We start from the raw sequence: 18,505 nt of genomic DNA, 5'->3' as shown, positions 1-18,505 counted from the left end.
GAGGTTCCCATTTGCGGAGTTACCATGAGCGGGTTTTTGCCATTGCGGCCCTGCCAGCCAGATATCCCCGAGCCACGTCCTGCGCGGCCCGCCGACCTGCCTCCAGCCAACTGCGCCGCGTTGTTTTCACCAAGGAGTCCACACCAATGACCGCGACCCGCCAGGAAAAAGACACTTTCGGACCCATAGCCGTCCCCGCAGACAAGCTTTGGGGCGCGCAGACGCAGCGTTCGCTGCAGAACTTCGACATCAGCGGCGAGCAGCAGCCGCGCGAGATCATCCACGCGCTGGCCCAGGTCAAGAAGGCCTCGGCCACCGTCAACCACAAGCTGGGCCTGCTGGACGAGAAGAAGACCCGGGCCATCCTGGCCGCCGCCGACGAGGTGATCGCCGGCAAGCACCCGGACGAGTTCCCGCTGGTGGTCTGGCAGACCGGCTCGGGCACGCAGACCAACATGAACGTCAACGAGGTGCTGGCCAACCGCGCCAGCGAAATCCTCGGTGGCGAGCGAGGCGAGTCGCGCCTGGTCCACCCCAATGACGACGTGAACAAGAGCCAGTCGAGCAACGACGTGTTCCCGACCGCCATGCACGTGGCTGCCGTCACGGCCATCGAGCAAAAGCTGCTGCCCGCCATTGCCCTGCTGCGCAATACGCTGCAGGCCAAGAGCGAGGCCTATGCCGACATCGTCAAGATCGGCCGCACCCATCTGCAGGACGCCACGCCGCTGACGCTGGGCCAGGAAATCTCGGGCTGGGTGGCCCAGCTGGCCCATGGCGAAAAGCATGTGCGCGCCGCGCTGCCGCACCTGTACGAGCTGGCGCTGGGCGGCACGGCCGTGGGCACGGGCCTGAATGCGCCCAAGGGCTATGCCGAGGGCGTGGCGGCCGAGCTGTCCCAGCTCACCGGCTACCCGTTCGTGACGGCGCCCAGCAAGTTCGAGGCCCTGGCCTCGTGCGACGGCCTGGTCCACGCCCACGGCGCGCTCAAGACGCTGGCCGCCAGCATGATGAAGATCGCCAACGACGTGCGCTGGCTGGCCTCCGGCCCGCGCAGCGGCCTGGGCGAGATCTCCATCCCCGAGAACGAGCCCGGCTCGTCCATCATGCCCGGCAAGGTCAACCCCACGCAGAGCGAGGCGGTGACCATGCTGGCGGCCCAGGTCTTCGGCAACGACGTGGCCATCAACTTCGGCGGTGCCTCGGGCAACTTCGAGCTGAACGTGTTCCGCCCCATGGTTTCGCACAACTTCCTGCAGAGCGTGCGCCTGCTGGCCGATGGCATGAAGAGCTTCAACGACCACTGCGCCGTGGGCATCGAGCCCAACCGCGAGCGCATCACCGAGCTGGTGCAGCGCTCGCTGATGCTGGTGACGGCGCTGAACCCGCACATCGGCTACGACAAGGCGGCCTACATCGCCAAGAAGGCGCACAAGGAAGGCTCCAGCCTGCGCGAAGCGGCCGTGGCCTCCGGCCACCTGACCGGCGAGCAGTTCGACGCCTGGGTGATCCCTGCCAAGATGGTCGGCAACCTGTAGGACCTGCTGATGCCATCAAAAAGGGGAGCCGGCCGGCTCCCCCTTTTTTTGCTTCATGGCCTGGCTCAGTTGTCCGCCTGCGGGCGGCGCACGGTGCGGAACACGTACTTGAGCGCGTCGCCGATGGTGCTTTCCCAGACCGGCCATTCATGCTTGCCGTTGACGATGCGCAGCTCGGCAGGCTGCTTGTTCCTGCGCAACTGGGCGTAGAGCTGGGCGGCGTCGGACTCGATCATGAATTCATCGTCGTCGCCCGAATTGATGTACATGGGCACGCTGATCTTGCGGGCGAGAAAGCTGTCCCACAGCGCGGGGTAGTTGTAGCTCTTCCAGACCGTGGTGCTGTACTGGCCGCCGGTATTGGGTTCGGCAAAGACCTTGACCGAGCGTGCCGAGGAATCGGCGGGCGGCTCGGGGTTGTAGATGGCGGGGCTCAGCAGGGCGGCGGCCTGGAATTTCTCCGGGTACTTGAGCACGTAGCGCAGCGCGCCGTAGCCGCCCATGGACAGGCCGCCGATGACGCGGCCATCGCGGCTGGTGAGGGTGCGGTACTTCTTCTCGACATGGGGGACGAGGTCCTGGAAGAAGGCCGTCTCCATGGGCTCCTTGAGGTCCACGTACCAGGTCGTTCCCGCGTCGGGCATGACGATGATGGCGGGCGGGATCTCGCCGTTCTGGATCAGCTGGTCCACCGTGCGCAGCAGGTTGCCCTTGACGGGCCAGTCGTTGCGCTGGCCGTCGTTGCCGTGCAGCAGGTACATGACGGGGTAGCGCAGCCTGGACTGGGCGTCGTAGCCCGTGGGCAGGTAGACGTTGTAGGTCCAGCTGCGCTGCAGCGTGGCGCTCTTGAACTCGGCGGCCTCGATGGAGCCGGCCTGGGCGGCTGTGCCGGCCAGCAGCGCGGCGGCTGCCAGCGTGCCGGTGGCGGCCTGGCGCAGAACGATGGAAAAGGAAAGTTGGCGCATGGTTTTTTGTCTCCTGTGGGCCGTGGCGGCTGGCCACGGCTGCGCCAATGTAATCGAGGGCCTGTGCGCCTCGGGCCCGCATGCGGGCGGAGCGTCGCCTGGGGGACTGTGGCCCTCAGCCGGGGCGGCCCTCGCCGGGGCGGCCCTCAGCCGGGGCGGCCCTCAGCCGGGCGCCCGCTGCGCGTGGCGCAGCGCGCTGCGAAAGCCCAGTTGCCCCAGCACGCAGGCCACCACCAGGGCCAGCGCCGCCGACAGCGCCGGGTTGCTGCCCAGGCTGGCGCCCAGCGTGCACAGGCCGCCCACGGCCATCTGGGTGCTGCCGTAGACCCCGGCGGCCGAGCCCGTGAGGCGCGGATGCACGCTCAGCGCGCTGGCCAGCGCCGCAGGGCTGGTCAGGCCCGAACCCAGCGCGAACAGCACCATGAGCCCCACCACGATGGCCGGCGTGAGCTGGTTGAGCAGGGCCAGCAACAGCAGCATGGCCGCGCTGGCCAGGCTCAGCAGATTGCCGTTGAGCATCAGCCGCTCCAGGGGCCAGTGGCGTATCAACTGGCGGGCCAGCGCATTGCCCACGGCCATGCCGCCCATGAGCAGGCCCAGGTAGATGGCCACCTCATGCTTGGTGGAATGCAGCTGCTCGATGAAGACGAAGGGCGCTGCCGCCAGGAATGCATAGATGGACGTGGTGGCGCAGCCGCCGCCCACGGCAAAGCCCACGAAGGCCGGCGAGCGCAGCAGGCTGCGGTAGTCGTCGCGGATGGTGCCCAGGTGCAGGCGGCCCGTGGGCTGGCCGGTTTCGGGCAGCAGCTTCCAGATGGCGAAGGCCGTCACGCCGCCGACCACGGCCAGCGTGCCGAAGATGGCACGCCAGCCCAGGGCGTCGTCGATGGCCGAGCCGATGGCCGGCGCGATGCCGGGGCCGATCATCATCATCAGGTTGAGCAGCGCCAGGCTGCCCACGGCGTTCTCGGGCGTGCTTGAATCGCGCGCAATGGCGCGGCCCAGGGCCAGGCCCGCGCAGCCGCCCAGCGCCTGGAGCAGCCGCGCGCCGATCAGCCAGGGGGCGGACGGGGCAAGAAAGGCCGCCAGGCTGGCCAGCGCGTAGAGGATGAGCCCGGCCAGCAGCATGGGGCGGCGCCCCAGGCTGTCCGACAGCGGGCCATAGATCAGCTGGCCCACGCCCAGGCCCAGGATGTAGACCGTGATGGTCAGCTGCATCTGGCTGGCGCCGGCCTGGAGCTGGCGTGCCGCATCGGGCAGGGCGGGCAGGAACATGTGCATGGCCAGCGTGCCGACGATGGTCACGATCACCAGCAGCCACAGCGGCGCCTTGCGGCTGGCCGCTGCATGGTCCTGGGCGGGTGGCAGCGAAGAGTGCTCTGCCACCATCTCAGGCAGCCTGCTCGTCGGGCAGGTCCGTGTCGCAGGCGGGCTCGGCGGCCATGGCCTCCAGCAGGCGCTGCAGCGTGGCGTAGGCCGCACCCAGTTCCTCGGGCGGCACGGCGCCCAGCACCTGGGCACGCGCCTGCTGCAGCAGGCCCTGCACGGCTTCTACCTGGGCATGGCCGGCTGGCGTGAGCTGGATTTTCCTGACGCGGCGGTCGCTGTCGTCCACGCGCTCTATCCAGCCCTGGGCGGCCAGGCCGTCCACCAGCCGCACGACGGAGGAGCTGTCCAGCGCCAGGGAGTGGGCCAGATCCTTCTGGCGCATGGCCTCGGGCGAGCGCGCCAGGTGCATCAGCGGCATCCACAGTGCCTGGGTCAATCCCATGGGTGCCAGCAGCCGGTCCAGCGTGCGGCGCCACTGCTTGTTCACCTGCCCCAGCGTGAACATGAAATGCCTTTGCACGGCGGCGGGGTCGGCCTGCGTGGGCGGGAAGGGGGCGAAAGGGGACGACATCGGGTGATATTCAAATAGTTGGCATCCCAATTATCTGTATATCAACGATGTCGTTTGCGGGGCTGCCCTGATACATCCGCATGCATCAGGGTCTTGCCCGCGGTGCCGGGGCCGTATGCGGGGCTGTGTGGCGGGGCTGTGTGCCGGAGCCGTGTCCCGGCAGTTACATGCCCAGCGACTTGAGCAGTTCGTCGGTGTCGGTGCTGGCGGCCGGCGCGGGCGCTGCGGCCGGGGCGCTGGCGGCGGTCTGGGCCATGAGCGCATCGGGATCGGGGCGCTCCTGGGGCTCGAAGTCCACGACCTTGATGAACTCGGTGCGGTCCATGGCCAGTTCGAGATAGAAGATGTTGTTGTTGCCCGTGTAGAAGGTCACGCGGCGCGCCTCGGGGGAGTCGAGGTTGGCGTCCACGCTGAGGTTGACCTGCTTGTTCAGGCGGATCATCTTGGGCTGGCTCTGGGTGATGTAGGTCTGAAGCTCGCGCTGGACCTTGCTGGTGAAGTCGCCCACCACCTGGTTCATCAGCTCGCCCATGACGTTGCTGACATCGTCCGAGGTATAGGAGGTGGCCAGGTCGTCCTCGCCCATGCCCATGCTCAGCATGTAGCTGCGGTACAGCTCCATGGCGGCAGCGGCCGAGAAGTTGATGATCACCAGGCCCGAGAAGCCGCCGTCCACCAGGACAAAGCAGCCGATGTCGGGCTTGAGGCTGGTCTTGGTGATGCGTTGCACCATGCCCGAATACTGGATCTGGCACTGCGTGGCCACCTGGAGCACGCGCGAGACGGAGTTGCAGAGGCTGATCAGCACGTCTTCCGTGCCATGGACGATGGGATGTTGGGGCTGGTTCATGAGGTCAACGGGACAAAATTGTGAGCGATTATGGGTGCAAGTCCGTTGTTGCGACCATTTGTAACTCCGAAGGCGTATTCTGGATGTCGGACCGGGCAGCCCGCCGGGTCCGCACCTTTGATGCAACGGAGGTTGGACGATGAGAGCACAGCAGCATCTGACCCGGGTTCCGCTGGACGCACTGCGTCCCACGCAGATGACGATAGGCGCGGCCGAAGTGCAGACCAAGCGCGCCCAGTGGAGCCGCCTCAGGCGCAAGGAGCGCGAAGGCCTTCTGGCCTCACACTGGTTTCCGGCCGTGCTGGGGCCGCGTGGCCTGCACTACATCGTTGACCACCACCACCTGGGGCTGGCGCTGACGCAGGAGTCCGTGGAGCAGGTCTGGGTCATGCAGTTGGCCGATTTCAGCGAGGCCGATCCGCTGATGTTCTGGCGCCTGATGGAGTTCCACCAATGGGCCCATCCATATGACGAGCGCGGCCGCCGATGCGACTGGGCCAAGATGCCCGAGCAGCTGGACCGCCTGCGCGACGACCCCTACCGCAGCCTGGCCGGCGCCGTGCGCAAGGCCGGTGGCTATGCCAAGGACACGGCGCCTTTCGTCGAATTCCTCTGGGCCGATTTTTTCCGCACGCGCTTTGCACCCAAGGATCTGCGCAGTGGCAAGAGCGATGTCGCCTTGCCCGATCAGGCCCTGCATGAGGCCCTGGGCCTGGCGCACGGCGCCGAGGCGCGCTATCTGCCGGGCTGGTCCGGCGTCGTTGCCCCGCAATCCTGATGCGTGCGCCTGGCCTGCCTGCCTTGGCTGATTGGGGCGCCGGCCTGTCCATCGCCGGCCTGCTGCTGCCCGAGGCCGTGGCCTATTCCGGCATCGCCGGCCTGCCGCCGCAGGCCGGGGTGATTGCGCTGTTCGCCGGGCTGCTGGCCTATGGCCTGCTGGGGACCAGCCGCTTCGCCATCGTCTCGGCCACATCCTCCTCTGCCGCCGTGCTGCTGGCGGCCACGGCGTCCATGGCCGGCACCTCGCCGCAGCAGCGCATGCTGCTGGGCGTGGGCATCGTGCTGCTGACGGGCCTGTTCTTCGTGGTGGCGGGGCTGGCGCGGCTGGGCGCGGTCTCCAATTTCATTGCCAAACCCGTGCTGCGCGGTTTTGCACTGGGGCTGGCGCTGACCATCGTGGTCAAGCAGATCCCGCATGCCGTCGCCTTCCAGCCCGTGCATGGCGATCTGCCGCGCTTTGTCTGGGAGCTGCTGGCCGGCTGGCGGCACTGGAATGGAGCGGGCCTGGCCATGGCCGTTGCGGCGTTGCTGCTGATGCGTGCGCTGGCCCGCTGGCGTGCCCTGCCTGCGGCCTTGCTGGTGCTTGCGGCCGGCATTGCGCTGGATGCGGGCGGTTGGTGCGCACGCTGGGGCATTGCTGCCGTGGGGCCGATACGGCTGGATTTCTCCAACCCCGGCATTCCCTCGCTGTCGCGCGCCGAATGGCTGCGCCTGGGCGAGCTGGCCTTTGCGATGGCGCTCATCCTCTATGCCGAGTCCTATGGCTCCATCCGTACTTTTGCGCTGCGCCACGGCGACCGCGTCGATGCCAACCGCGACCTGATGGCGCTGGGCGCGGCCAACCTGCTGTCGGGCGTGTTCCATGGCATGCCCGTGGGCGCGGGCTACTCCGCCACCTCGGCCAACGAGGTGGCGGGCGCGCAAAGCCGCGCTGCAGGCCTGGTGGCCTGCGCCGTGGTGGGCCTGGCCGTCTGGCTGCTGCTGCCCTGGATAGAGCGTACGCCCGAGCCGCTGCTGGCCGCCATCGTCATCCATGCCGTGGGCCATACGCTGAACCCTGCCGCGCTGCGCCCTTACTTCGCCTGGCGGCGGGATCGCTTGATCGTGGTGCTGGCCTTCTTTGCCGTGCTGGCGCTGGGCGTGCTCGACGGGTTGCTGCTGGCCATTGCGGCCAGCCTGCTCATGCTGCTGCAAACGCTGTCGCGCTCGCATGTGAGCTGGCTGGGCAGGCTGGGGGACACGCATGACTTTGTCGATGCCGCACGCCACCCCGACGCGGTGGTGCCGGCCGGCCTGCTGATCGCGCGGCCCGAGGCGCCGCTGTTCTTCGGCAATGCCGACCCGGTGTTTGCGGCCATCCGGGAGCGGCTGCAATCCCTGCCTTCGCCCCGCGGCGTGGTGCTGAGCCTGGAAGATTCGGCCGATCTCGATGCCACCAGTGTCGAGGCGCTGTGCGACTTCGCGGCCCAGTTGCGGCAACTGGGCGTGCCGCTGGCCCTGGCCCGCGTCAAGGACCCCGTGCGCGACCTGCTGGCGCGCGTGGGCAATCCGGCCTTGCCGCGCGCCAGCTATGCGGGCTGGAGCGTGGACGACGCCGTGCGCCAGTTGCAGATCCCTGCGTGATCCCCGCCCCGGCGCAGCGCCTCAGCCCGCCGCCTGGGTGGACTCGCGCACGATGCAGCGCCCCTGCATGATCACCTTGCGCAGCGGCAGGTCGGGCGTGTGCAGCCGCTCCATGAGCAGGCCGAATGCGGCGCGGCCCATGGCCTCCACCGGCTGCTCGATCACGGTGATGGCGGGGGCCACCAGTTCTGTCCAGCGCTCGTTGTCGAAACCGGCAAGCGCCACATCGCCCGGGATGCGCAGGCCTGCGGCGCGTATCGCGCGCAGGCAGCCTTCCAGCAGCAGGCTGTTGCTGGCCACGAAGGCATCGGGCCGCTGCGGCTGGCGCAGCCATTGCGCGACCTCGGCCTCGGCGGCATCGCTGGTCGGGGGCAACTGGCGCAAGTCGGGCGCCAGGCCCGCATCGCGCATGGCGGCCAGATAGCCGTCGCAGCGCTCGCGCGCCGTGCTGCTGGTGCTGCCGAAGACGCCTGCAATGCGGCGGCGGCCCTGGTCCACCAGATGCCTGACCAGGGTGGCGCAGGCCTGGGCGTTGTCCAGCACCACGCTGTCATGGAAGGCCGGGGCGCCCGCCCGGTCCACCAGGACAACGGGAAACTCCAGCTGCATGCGCTCGAGCTTGTGCAGGCTGGCCTGGGTGGGCGCAAAGATCAGTCCCGCGATGCGCTCTTCCTGCATGAGCTGCAGGTACATGGCTTCGCGCTGCGGGTCTTCGTCGGTATTGCACAACAGCACGCGCCGGCCCTGGCGATAGGCCTCGGCCTCGACCGCGCGGATCAGGGCCGTGAAAAACGGGTTGCGTATGTCGGCCACCAGCACGCCCATGGGCCCTGCGTCGCGCGCGCGCAGCCGGCGCGCCATCAGATTGGGCCGGTAGCCCGTGGCCTGCACGGCGGCCGCGACCCGCGCCCGGACTTCTTCGCTGACCGAGCCGCCCGCCAGCGCGCGCGATACCGTTGATTTGGAAACCCCGGCCGCACGGGCCACATCGTTGATGCTGATGCTCAATGCAATCGTTCCCGTTGGTTGTGGTGTGCCGCAGAGGATAACTCCAAAGAAATGCCGGGGTATGGCCGGATTGTGGCCAGGTTATGTTGCAGTGCAGATTGACTGATGGTTGGGAACGTTCCCACAATCCGCGCCATGATCAATGCCCATTCATCCCTCCCGGCGGTTGCACCCACCGCTCCTGCGGGCCTGCAGATCGCCGTGCGGCTGGACGCCCGGGTGCGCGACAAGGCCGACGCCATCGCCCAGGCGGCCCGGCTGCTCCGGGACAGCGGCTGCGTGGCCCCTGGCTATGCCGCCGGCATGCAGGCGCGCGAGGCCCAGGCCGAAACCTTTCTGGGCCACGGCGTGGCCATTCCCCACGGCCGCGCCGAAGACCGGGCCCTGGTGCTGCGCGACGCGGTGGCCGTGCTCCAGGTGCGCGAGGGCCTGGATTGGAATGCCGGCCAGAACGTGCATCTGGTGGTGGCGGTGGCGGCACGCTCCGATGCCCACATCACCTTGCTGCGCCGCCTGGCCGGCCTGCTGCAGACACCCCGGCTGCAGGCGCTGTTCACCACCGGCGATGCGCAGCAGGTCATCGATGCACTCCAGGGGCAGGCGGACCCGGCACCGCCTGCCGCCGGCCCGGCGGCAGTGGACCTGGCCGAGGCGTGCGAATGGACCATTGCCTATCCCAACGGCCTGCATGCGCGGCCTGCCACGCGCTGGGCGGAGGCGGCGCGCGGCTTTGCCTCGCGCATGCAGGTGCGCCATGGCGGCGAGGTGGCCGATGCGCGGCAGATGGCCAGCCTGCTGCAGCTGGGACTGCGCGAAGGCGACAAGGTCACCGTCTCGGCAGAGGGGCCCGACGCCAGTGCTGCGGTCCAGCGCCTGTGCGCCGTGGCCCAGGCCCTGGTGGCCCAGGAACGTGCCGATGCCGACGCCGCTGCGCGCAAGGCGGCCGAATCGCCCGCCACGGGCTGGCTGCCGCCGCTGGCGCGGCCTGCCTTTGTGGGCCTGGGCGCCAGCCCGGGGCTGGCCGTGGCCCGCATCCACCAGTGGCGTGTGGAGGCCGCCGAGATCCCCGACCTGCCCGAGCCGCTCAGCGTGGGCGGTGCGCGGCTGCATGCGGCGCTGGCCGAGACACAGGGCCAGCTGCGCGCCCTGCATGACGACACCCGCCGCCGCCTGGGCGACGGCGATGCGGCCATCTTCAGCGCGCAGGCCGAGTGGCTGGGCGACACCGGACTCCTCACGCGCGCCTGCCAGTTCATGGTCCAGGGCCACGGCGTGGCCTGGGCCTGGGACCAGGCCGTGGAGGAGGGCGCTGCCCGTCTCCAGGCGCTGGACAACCCCGCGCTGGCCGCGCGTGCCGCCGACCTGCGCGACGTGGGCCGGCGCGTGCTCGTGCAACTGCAGCCCTCGCTGGCAGCTGTGGGGCCGGATGGCCTGCCGGAAGGCGGCTGCATCCTGGTCGCGGCCGATCTTTCTCCCTCGGAAACCGCCCAGCTGGACACGGCGCGCGTGGCCGCGCTGGTCACGGCGCAGGGCAGCCCCACCTCGCACACGGCCATACTCGCGCGCACGCTGGGGCTGCCGGCCGCCGTGGCGGCAGGCGGCGGCGTGCTGGGCATGGCCGATGGGGCCCTGGCCATCGTCGATGGCGCCAATGGCCGCATCTACCTTGATCCCTCGGAGCAGGACCTGGCTTCGGCGCGTGCCCACATGGCCGAGCAGCGGGCGTTGCAGGAACGCGTGTCCGCGCAGCGCAGCCTGCCGGCCATCACCACCGATGGCGTGCGCATCGAAGTCTGCGCCAACGTCAACCTGCCCGAGCAGGTGCCGCTGGCCCTGTCCCAGGGCGCCGAGGGCGTGGGCCTGATGCGCACGGAATTCCTGTTCCTGGAGCGCGGCAGCACGCCCGGCGAGGACGAGCAGTACGAAACCTACCGCGCCATGGCGCAGGCGCTGGAGGGGCGGCCGCTGATCGTTCGCGCGCTGGACATCGGCGGCGACAAGCAGGTCGCCCACCTGGAGCTGCCGCGCGAGGACAACCCCTTCCTGGGCGTGCGCGGCGCGCGGCTGCTGCTGCGCCGCCCCGACCTGCTGGAGCCCCAGATGCGCGCCCTGTACCGGGCGGCCCGCGATGGCGCAAGGCTGTCCGTGATGTTTCCCATGGTCACCAGCGTGCAGGAACTGCTGGCGCTGCGCGCGGCCTGCGAGCGGCTGCGCGCCGAACTGGACGCCCCGGTCCTGCCGCTGGGCATCATGATCGAGGTGCCCGCCGCCGCCGTGCAGGCCGACGCACTGGCCCGCCATGCCGATTTCTTCTCCATAGGCACCAACGACCTGACCCAGTACGTGCTGGCCATGGACCGCCAGAACCCGCAACTGGCGGCCGAGGCCGACAGCCTGCATCCGGCCGTGCTGCGGATGGTGCGCGCCACCGTGCAGGGCGCTGCCACCTGCGCGCGCCCCGTGGGCGTCTGTGGCGGACTGGCCGGCGACCCGTTCGGCGCGCTGCTGCTGGCCGGGCTGGGGGTGGGCGAGCTGTCGATGACGCCCAACGACATCGCCGGTGTCAAGGCCGGCCTGCGCGCGGCCAGCCTGCGGCAGCTGCAGGCGCTCGCAGGCAGGGCGCTGGACTGCGAGGATGCCGCGCAGGTGCGGGCACTGGCCAAGGAGGTGACGGCATGAACGCCCCGCAAGCCATCACCGTGACCCTGAACCCGGCCATAGACCAGCTTGTGACCCTGGATGTGCTGCTGCCCGGCCAGGTGCAGCGCGCGCTGGGCAGCGTGCAGGCGCCGGGCGGCAAGGGCATCAATGTTGCCGCCGCCTTGGCGGGCCTGGGCGTTTCCACGGCCGCGCTGGGCGTGCTGGGCAGCGACAACGCCGGCATGTTCGAGGCCTTGTTCGCCCAGCGCGGCATTGCCGACGCCTGCCTGCGCGTGCCGGGCCAGACGCGCACCAACATCAAGCTGGTGGCCGACGGCGGACGCCAGACCACGGACATCAACCTGCCGGGCCTGGTGTTGGCCGAGGTGCATCTGGACGCCGTCATGTCCACGCTGGCCCGGTATCTGCGGCCCGGCCTGGCCGTGGTGCTGTCGGGCAGCCTCCCGACCGGCCTGCCTGCGGACAGCTGGGCCCGGCTCCAGGCCCAGGCCGTGGCCGCCGGTGCCGACGTGCTGCTGGACACCAGCGAGGCCCCCCTGGCCGCCGCCCTGGCGACGGCCCCCCATGCGGCCATGCCCTGGGCCATCAAGCCCAACCGGGAGGAGTTGCAGTCCGCCACAGGCCAGCGCCTGGACGGCCGCGACGCGCTGCTGACCGCCGCGCGCCGCCTGCTGGACAGGGGGCTGGGACTGGCCGTCGTGTCCATGGGCGAGGAGGGCGCGCTGTTCGCCACCACGCAAGGCGCGGTGATCGCGCGGCCGCCGCAGCGGGCACGCGGCAGCTCCGTGGGCGCGGGCGATGCCATGGTCGCGGGCATGGTGGCCGCGCGGCTGCGCGGACTGGATCTGGCGGACACCGCACGCCTGTCCACGGCCAGCGCGCTGGCCTGGCTGCAGGCCGCGCCCGCGCGCGAAGTCGATGCCAACCGCGTCCAGGCCCTGGCTGCCAGCGTGCTGCTGGAGCCATGCCAGTGGCCGTGATCCCCCATTCTTCAGGACTTCAGGAGCTCTCATGAACCGTCTTTTTGTGGTGATCGCAGCCGCCGGGCACGACGCCGAAGCGCTGCTGGCCGCCGAAGCCCTGCGCCATGCGGCCGGACAGCGTCCCTTGGCTGTGGAAGTGCGCGCCAGCGGCGGCGTGATCGGGCCGCATGCGGCCGATGCGGCCGCACAGGCCGGGCAATTGCTGATCGTGGCGGATGCCGGCACCCATGACGATGCAGATACCGCCGCCGATGCCTCCCGCTTCGTGCACGCCGCCGTCGAGCGCTGCAGCCTGCGCGAGGCGCTCGACGATCCGGCCGGCGTGCTTGCACGCTGCGCTGCCGCCAGTCCCGCAGAAGAGCGCATGGGCGAGAACATGGGCAAGCGCACGGGCAAGCGCACGGGCAAGCGGATCGTGGCCGTCACCTCCTGCCCCACGGGCATCGCCCATACCTTCATGGCGGCCGAGGGGCTGCAGCGCGGCGCGGCTGCGCTGGGCCACGCCATCCGCGTGGAGACACAAGGCTCGGTGGGCGCGCTTGATGCGCTGACGCCGCAGGAGATTGCCGAGGCCGACCTGGTCATCATCGCCGCCGACCGGGAGGTGGATCTCTCGCGCTTCGCGGGCAAGCCGCTGCTGCGCAGCGGCACCAAGCCGGCCATACGCGACGGCTCGGGGCTGATCGCCAAGGCGCTGGCCGAAGCCACCGTGCATGGTGCCGCCGTGGGCGCTGCTGCTGCAGGCAGCGCCGCGCCCACGCCGGCCCGGACCCAGGGCGGTGCCTATCGCCACCTGATGACCGGCGTGTCCTTCATGCTGCCCTTCGTCACGGCCGGCGGCATTCTGATCGCCATGGCCTTTGCGCTGGGCGGCATCTATGTCCATGACGATGCCCACCAGGGCACGCTGGGATGGACGCTGTTCCAGATCGGCGCCAAGGGCGGCTTTGCGCTGATGGTGCCGGCGCTGGCCGGCTATATCGCCTATTCCATTGCCGACCGGCCCGGCATTGCGCCGGGCATGATCGGCGGGATGATCGCGTCCAGCATGGGGGCGGGATTCATCGGCGGCATTGCGGCCGGCTTCATTGCAGGCTACGGCGTGGCCTTCATGGCGGCGCACATCCGGCTGCCGCAGGCGCTCAAGGGCCTGCTGCCCATGCTCATCCTGCCCGTGCTGGGCAGCCTGTTCACGGGGCTGCTGATGTTCTATCTGGTCGGTGCGCCCGTGGCCGAGCTGCTGCAGTGGCTGAGCGCCTGGCTGCGCGGCATGCAGGGCGCCAGTGCCTTGCTGCTGGGCCTGTTGCTGGGCGCGATGATGGCCTTTGACATGGGCGGGCCGGTGAACAAGGCCGCCTATGCGTTTTCCACGGGAATGATCGCCAGCCAGGTCTACACGCCCATGGCTGCGGCCATGATTGCCGGCATGACGCCGCCGCTGGGGCTGGCCCTGGCCACGCGCCTGTTTGCCGACCGCTTCACGCGCGAGGAGCGCGGCAGCGCCGCCTCGGCCGGCGTGCTGGGCCTGGCCTTTGTCACCGAGGGGGCCATTCCCTATGCGGCGCGCGATCCGCTGCGTACGATTCCGGCCCTGGTACTGGGCTCGGCCGTGGCCGGTGCCGTGTCCATGCTGGCGGGGGTGGAGCTGAAGGTGCCGCATGGCGGCATCTTCGTCGCGCCCATTCCCAATGCCGTGACCCACGTGGCCATGTATGCGGTGGCGCTGGTGGCGGGCGTGGTGGTCACGGCCATCGCCCTGCGCATGTTCAAAAGGCCCGCCGAAGCGGGCCTTTGAAGCAGGAAGCCGGGGGAACGCCTGTAGCGCCCTCCCGCAGCGTTCAGCGGGCTGCGGCGCGGGCCTGTTCCAGCCAGCCGTCGAAGGTCTTCTGGTGGGCCTTGATCCAGCCGTCCACATGGCGGGTGATGTCCGAAGGCTTGCTCTGGCCCTGGCTCATCATGTGGTTCTGTGCGCTGATGTCACCCACGGGGACCTGCATCAGCTCGAACAACTTGGCGGCATCGGGATGCTTGTCGGTGAAGGCCTTGTTGGCGATGATCTGCTGCTTGTTCACCACGAAGCCGTAGTTCTTGCCGTTGGGCAGCTTGGTGTCCAGCTTGGCCTGCTCGCCGGGCAGCGAGGAGAACGGCACCTCCAGCCACACCACGTCCTTGCCGGGCTTGAGCACGTTGCTCACCCAGTAGGGCGTCCAGGTGTAGTAGAGGATAGGCTTGCCGGCCTTGTAGCGCGAGATGGTGTCGGCGATCAGCGCCGAGTAGGTGCCCTGCTTGTGGGTCACGGTGTCGCGCAGCTTGTAGGCCGTCAGGTGGTGCTCGATCACGGCCTCGCAGCCCCAGCCCGGCGTGCAGCCGGTGAGGTCGGCCTTGCCGTCACCGTCCGAGTCGAACAGCTTGGCGATCTTGGGGTCCTTGAGCTGGCCGAGGTTGGTGATCTTGTATTGGTCGGCCGTCTTCTTGTCCATCAGGTAGCCCTGGGCGGCGTTGTCCGAGTACACGCCCTTGCGGAACAGCTTGGCGTCGCCGCCCGCGTTCTTGTAGTAGTCGGCGTGCAGCGGGTTCCAATGCGTGGCCAGGAAAGTGGCATCGCCATTGGCAATCGCCACGTGGGCCGTGGGGTACTCGACTTCCTGGAAGGGCTGCACGTCGTAGCCCAGCTTCTCCAGGGCCTTCATGACGATGAGGGTCTGGAAGCTCTCTTCGGCGATGGAGCTCTTCAGTGGCAACACCTTCACGCCCTTTCCGGGCTGTTCGTCGGCCGACCATGCGCTGGCGCTGGCCAGCGCAATGCCTGTGGCGATGGCGCCGGCGCGCAGCCAGTGGCGCAGTGCGTTGGCCTGCAGTCGGTTGGGGTTCAGGGCTTGGATCATCCTCGGGTTCCTCCGTTGTGTGATGAAAGGGGAGCGGGCGGCCAGCGGGGCTGGCCGTTTTTCGGGAAGGCGGCGCGGCAGAAGGCCCGTCCGCGCCGCAGGCAAGGCGTTCAGCTGGTGCTGCCGCGATGAACCGGCTTGCTGCCGGCGCCCAGCAGGCGGGCAATGCAGCCGGCGGGGCCGCTGTGCCACCAGCGCGCGCCGCCACGGGTGGTCTGTCCCATGGCCTGGGTGATACGGTCCAGCACGATGGCCAGCAGCACGATGCCCAGGCCGCCCACGGTGGCCAGGCCCATGTCCAGGCGGCCGATGCCGCGCAGCACCATCTGGCCCAGGCCGCCCACGGCGATCATGGAGGCGATCACCACCATCGACAGCGACAGCATCAGCGCCTGGTTCACGCCGGCCATGATGGACGGCATGGCCAGCGGCAGCTGCACCTTCCACAGCAGCTGCCAGGGCGAGGCGCCGTACGCGCGGCTGGCCTCGATCAGGTCGGGGCGCACCTGGCGGATACCCAGGTTGGTCAGGCGGATCAGCGGCGGCAGCGCGAAGATGATGGTCACGATCACGCCGGGCACGTTGCCGATGCCGAACAGCATCACCACGGGCACCAGGTAGACGAAGGCCGGCGTGGTCTGCATGGCGTCGAGCAGCGGCCGCGTCCAGCGCTGGGCACGGTCGCTGGAGGCCAGCAGGATGCCCACGGGCAGCCCGATGACCATGCAGAACACCAGCGAGGTCAGCACCAGCGACAGCGTCACCATGGCCTCGGGCCAGATGCCCAGCATGGCGACCACCACCAGCGAAACGGCGGCGCCAATGGCCATGGCGCGGCCCGCGAACTGCCAGGCCACCAGGGTCAGGACCAGTGTCAGCAGCGGCCAGGGCAGGGCCAGCATGGCGTCGGTGATGCCCGACAGCGTGCCGTCGATGGGCGTGCGCACGGCCTGGAAGAAGGGGCGGAAATGGTGGACCACCCATTCCAGGCCGCTGTTGATCCAGCCCTGCACGGGCAGGCCGTCGGTGGTCAATTGGTGCCAGAGGCTGGCATGGGCGTCGTCGGGAACGCCCGAGCCGGCCGAGGCGCCCAGCCAGTCACCGCCTGCGGCATCACCGCCGCTGGCGGCGCCCCAGGGATCGGCCGAGGCATCGGGCGCCTGCGTGGAGGCGGCTGCCCAGGGATCGGCGCTTGCGGGGGCCGCGGCATCGGCGGCAGCAGGGGCTGCGTTTGCATTGGCGCCTGCTTCGGCCCAGGGATCGGTGGCGGCAGCGGCGGTGTTCGGGTTCAGGTTGTTGTTGGCATCGCTCATGCGGCATCTCCTTGTCGTTGTTCGATCGGCTCCACGGTCGGCGCGACGGTGGGGGCGACGGTTGGGGCGTTGGAGGCCGGGAAATGCGGGTTGAGCGTGACGGGCGGCACGATCTCCTGCGGCGGCGGCACGGGCGGCGTGTCGCGGTCCAGGAAGCGCAGCATGGTGGTGCGGCTGACCACGCCCATGAACTGGCCGTCGTCGCTGGTCACCGGCAGCGCGCAGGGCGCAGCGGCCACGGGGCCGAACAGCTCGGCCACCGGCGTGCCTGCGGACAGCGGCTCCACGTTGGGCAGGAAGGCGTGGCTCAGGCCCAGCATGCCGGGGCGGCCATGCAGTGCGTCGCGCAGCGACTGCGAGGACACCACGCCCAGGAAGCGGCGGCGCGCGTTGACCACATAGGCGTAGTCGCGGTCGGAGTCTTCCAGCAGGCGCTGGGCGGCACGGCAGCCGCGGTCGCTGTGCTCGGACACCACGGTCAGGGCCTGGCGCGCAATGTCCCCAGCCTTGAAGACCGAGGCCGCGTCCACGCCACGCACGAAGCTGCGCACATAGTCGTCGGCGGGGCTGCGCAGGATCTCGTCGGGCGTGCCGACCTGGATCACCTGGCCGTCCTTCATGATGGCGATGCGGTCGCCGATGCGCATGGCCTCGTCCAGGTCATGCGAGATGAAGACGATGGTGCGGCGCTGGATCTGCTGCAGGCGCAGCAGCTCGGACTGCATCTCCGTGCGGATGATGGGGTCCAGGGCCGAGAAGGCCTCGTCCATCAGCAGGATGGACGGATCGGACGCCAGCGCCCGGGCCAGGCCCACGCGCTGCTGCATGCCGCCCGACAGCTCGTCGGGATAGCTGGCGCCCCAGGCGCCCAGGCCCACCTGCTCCAGCGCGGCCTGGGCCTGCTTCTGGCGCTCGGCCTTGTCGGCGCCGGCCAGCTCCAGGCCGAAGGCCGTGTTGTCCAGCACCGTCATGTGCGGCATCAGCGCAAAGGACTGGAACACCATGGAGATGTCCTTGCGGCGCAGCGCGCGCAGATCGCGCTCGCTCAGGGCATTGATGTCCTGGCCATCGACCACGATGCGCCCGGCCGTGGGCTCGATCAGGCGGTTGAGCATGCGCACCAGGGTGGACTTGCCCGAGCCCGACAGGCCCATGACGACGAAGATCTCGCCGGCCTCGATGGTGAAGTCGGCGTCGAACACGCCGATGGACTGGCCCGTGCGCTCCAGGATCTCCTGTTTGCTCAGGCCTTGTTGGACGAGCTCGAGTGCGGTCCTGGGGTCGTCCCCGAAAACCTTGAACACATGATCGATGATGATCTGCTTGGCCACTGTGGCGTTCTCCTTTTGGGTGAGATGGAACACAGTCCAGCGTCCTCGACGGGCGAAGACGCTGGCGCGCAAGCCAAAAATGAAGCCCTGATGCCGTTCGCTGCAGGGGACGGCCGTCCCCCGTTGCTGGAATTCAAACAGGTGCGAAAGCACCCGAGACGGCTCGGATGGCACGCGAAGCGGTGCGCAAGAGCCAGAGGTCGAGAGCAGCCGGCGGCAAGCGCGCGCGGTGTCTCAGGCGGGCATCGTGGCTGAAGATCAGCCAGCGCGATGCCCCACAACATCAGGACCGAGTTTCGGCCCGGTTGACGGGGCTGTGCCGGGAGCACAACGATCCGCCGGAGGGATCGGCAGGCCGTGAAGACGGTGCCGATGACCTGCTTGGCAGGTTGTAAAGAAGCCGAAATTATATAAAACAGGTTTTACTGCGTCAAAACGCATGAGCCGGAAAAGGCCTGTTTCGGGCTGTCTCAAGCCCTTGAGGGCTGCAATCCGGTCAGTATTTGCTCACTTAATGAGAGCATAGAGATCATGATTCACAAGGCATATGCTGTCATCGATGAATAAAATCGGTCAAGCGTCAGCTTGAGGAAAGCTTCAGGCCCGATCTGCGGCAAAAAGCGTGCCTGCGCCCGCCCATGAAAAAAGCCCCGCAGCGGCTGGCGCTG

14 protein-coding genes are annotated in these 18,505 nt (G+C 69.2%); 6 read left to right on the top strand and 8 right to left on the bottom strand.

The genetic code is table 11. The annotated features are described in order from the left end of the window. The first annotated feature begins 146 nt into the window (after positions 1-146). Positions 147-1,538, top strand: a complete 1,392-nt coding sequence (gene fumC / locus ACF8ME_RS00920) for a class II fumarate hydratase (protein ID WP_016445164.1) — start codon at positions 147-149, stop codon at positions 1,536-1,538. Between the two features lie 65 nt (positions 1,539-1,603). On the opposite strand, the gene ACF8ME_RS00915 is transcribed toward fumC, so the two are convergent. The 4 genes from ACF8ME_RS00915 to ACF8ME_RS00900 all read right to left on the bottom strand — a co-directional run bounded on the left by ACF8ME_RS00915 (position 1,604) and on the right by ACF8ME_RS00900 (position 5,253). Beyond that, a complete protein-coding gene (locus tag ACF8ME_RS00915) occupies positions 1,604-2,503 on the bottom strand; it encodes an alpha/beta hydrolase (protein WP_392414929.1) in 900 nt (299 codons plus the stop codon). Positions 2,504-2,665: 162 nt separating this feature from the next. Next, positions 2,666-3,892 carry a multidrug effflux MFS transporter gene (locus tag ACF8ME_RS00910; protein ID WP_392414928.1) on the bottom strand — a complete coding sequence of 409 codons (1,227 nt, stop codon included), beginning with the start codon at positions 3,890-3,892 and terminating at the stop codon, positions 2,666-2,668. A 1-nt stretch (position 3,893) separates the two neighbouring features. Further along, complete coding sequence (locus ACF8ME_RS00905; RefSeq protein WP_392414926.1) at positions 3,894-4,403, bottom strand: MarR family winged helix-turn-helix transcriptional regulator; 510 nt, start codon at positions 4,401-4,403, stop codon at positions 3,894-3,896. Positions 4,404-4,566: 163 nt separating this feature from the next. Then, positions 4,567-5,253, bottom strand: a complete 687-nt coding sequence (locus ACF8ME_RS00900) for a DUF3334 family protein (RefSeq protein WP_012204543.1) — start codon at positions 5,251-5,253, stop codon at positions 4,567-4,569. Positions 5,254-5,392: 139 nt separating this feature from the next. Here ACF8ME_RS00900 and ACF8ME_RS00895 point away from each other — a divergent pair, with 139 nt between their 5' ends. Both ACF8ME_RS00895 and ACF8ME_RS00890 read left to right on the top strand, forming a co-directional pair. Beyond that, positions 5,393-6,031, top strand: coding sequence for a ParB-like protein (locus ACF8ME_RS00895; RefSeq protein WP_065347984.1), 639 nt, complete (start codon positions 5,393-5,395; stop codon positions 6,029-6,031). Between the two features lie 23 nt (positions 6,032-6,054). After that, the gene (locus tag ACF8ME_RS00890; RefSeq protein ID WP_392414925.1) at positions 6,055-7,656 is read left to right on the top strand and encodes a SulP family inorganic anion transporter; all 1,602 of its coding nucleotides are present in this window, start codon (positions 6,055-6,057) and stop codon (positions 7,654-7,656) included. Between the two features lie 21 nt (positions 7,657-7,677). Here ACF8ME_RS00890 and ACF8ME_RS00885 read toward each other — a convergent pair whose 3' ends face one another. Then, positions 7,678-8,664, bottom strand: a complete 987-nt coding sequence (locus ACF8ME_RS00885) for a LacI family DNA-binding transcriptional regulator (RefSeq protein WP_071954943.1) — start codon at positions 8,662-8,664, stop codon at positions 7,678-7,680. A 135-nt stretch (positions 8,665-8,799) separates the two neighbouring features. On the opposite strand from ACF8ME_RS00885, the gene ptsP reads away from it, so the two are divergent. The 3 genes from ptsP to ACF8ME_RS00870 are packed head-to-tail and all read left to right on the top strand — an operon-like array spanning position 8,800 to position 14,103. Beyond that, positions 8,800-11,343, top strand: a complete 2,544-nt coding sequence (ptsP, locus tag ACF8ME_RS00880) for a phosphoenolpyruvate--protein phosphotransferase (protein ID WP_392414923.1) — start codon at positions 8,800-8,802, stop codon at positions 11,341-11,343. Next, positions 11,340-12,305 carry a 1-phosphofructokinase family hexose kinase gene (locus ACF8ME_RS00875; protein WP_392414921.1) on the top strand — a complete coding sequence of 322 codons (966 nt, stop codon included), beginning with the start codon at positions 11,340-11,342 and terminating at the stop codon, positions 12,303-12,305. The genes ptsP and ACF8ME_RS00875 overlap by 4 nt, the downstream gene beginning before the upstream one ends. A 31-nt stretch (positions 12,306-12,336) precedes the next feature. Beyond that, complete coding sequence (locus ACF8ME_RS00870) at positions 12,337-14,103, top strand: PTS fructose transporter subunit IIC (RefSeq protein ID WP_392414920.1); 1,767 nt, start codon at positions 12,337-12,339, stop codon at positions 14,101-14,103. Between the two features lie 43 nt (positions 14,104-14,146). Here the strand turns inward: ACF8ME_RS00870 and proX are convergent, their stop codons facing one another. The 3 genes from proX to proV all read right to left on the bottom strand — a co-directional run bounded on the left by proX (position 14,147) and on the right by proV (position 17,837). Then, a complete protein-coding gene (gene proX, locus ACF8ME_RS00865) occupies positions 14,147-15,193 on the bottom strand; it encodes a glycine betaine/L-proline ABC transporter substrate-binding protein ProX (protein ID WP_392414918.1) in 1,047 nt (348 codons plus the stop codon). A 110-nt stretch (positions 15,194-15,303) separates the two neighbouring features. After that, positions 15,304-16,506, bottom strand: coding sequence for a glycine betaine/L-proline ABC transporter permease ProW (gene proW / locus ACF8ME_RS00860; protein WP_392414917.1), 1,203 nt, complete (start codon positions 16,504-16,506; stop codon positions 15,304-15,306). Then, on the bottom strand, positions 16,503-17,837 hold the full coding sequence (gene proV / locus ACF8ME_RS00855) for a glycine betaine/L-proline ABC transporter ATP-binding protein ProV (protein ID WP_016453088.1): 1,335 nt from the start codon (positions 17,835-17,837) through the stop codon (positions 16,503-16,505). The genes proW and proV overlap by 4 nt, the downstream gene beginning before the upstream one ends. Positions 17,838-18,505: the final 668 nt, after the last annotated feature.

The organism is Delftia sp. WSY_7, from assembly GCF_043104845.1.
Taxonomy (GTDB): Bacteria; Pseudomonadota; Gammaproteobacteria; order Burkholderiales; family Burkholderiaceae_C; genus Comamonas; species Comamonas tsuruhatensis.
The sequence above is the reverse complement of the archived record's forward strand: the minus strand, read 5'-3'. Positions and strand labels throughout refer to the sequence as shown.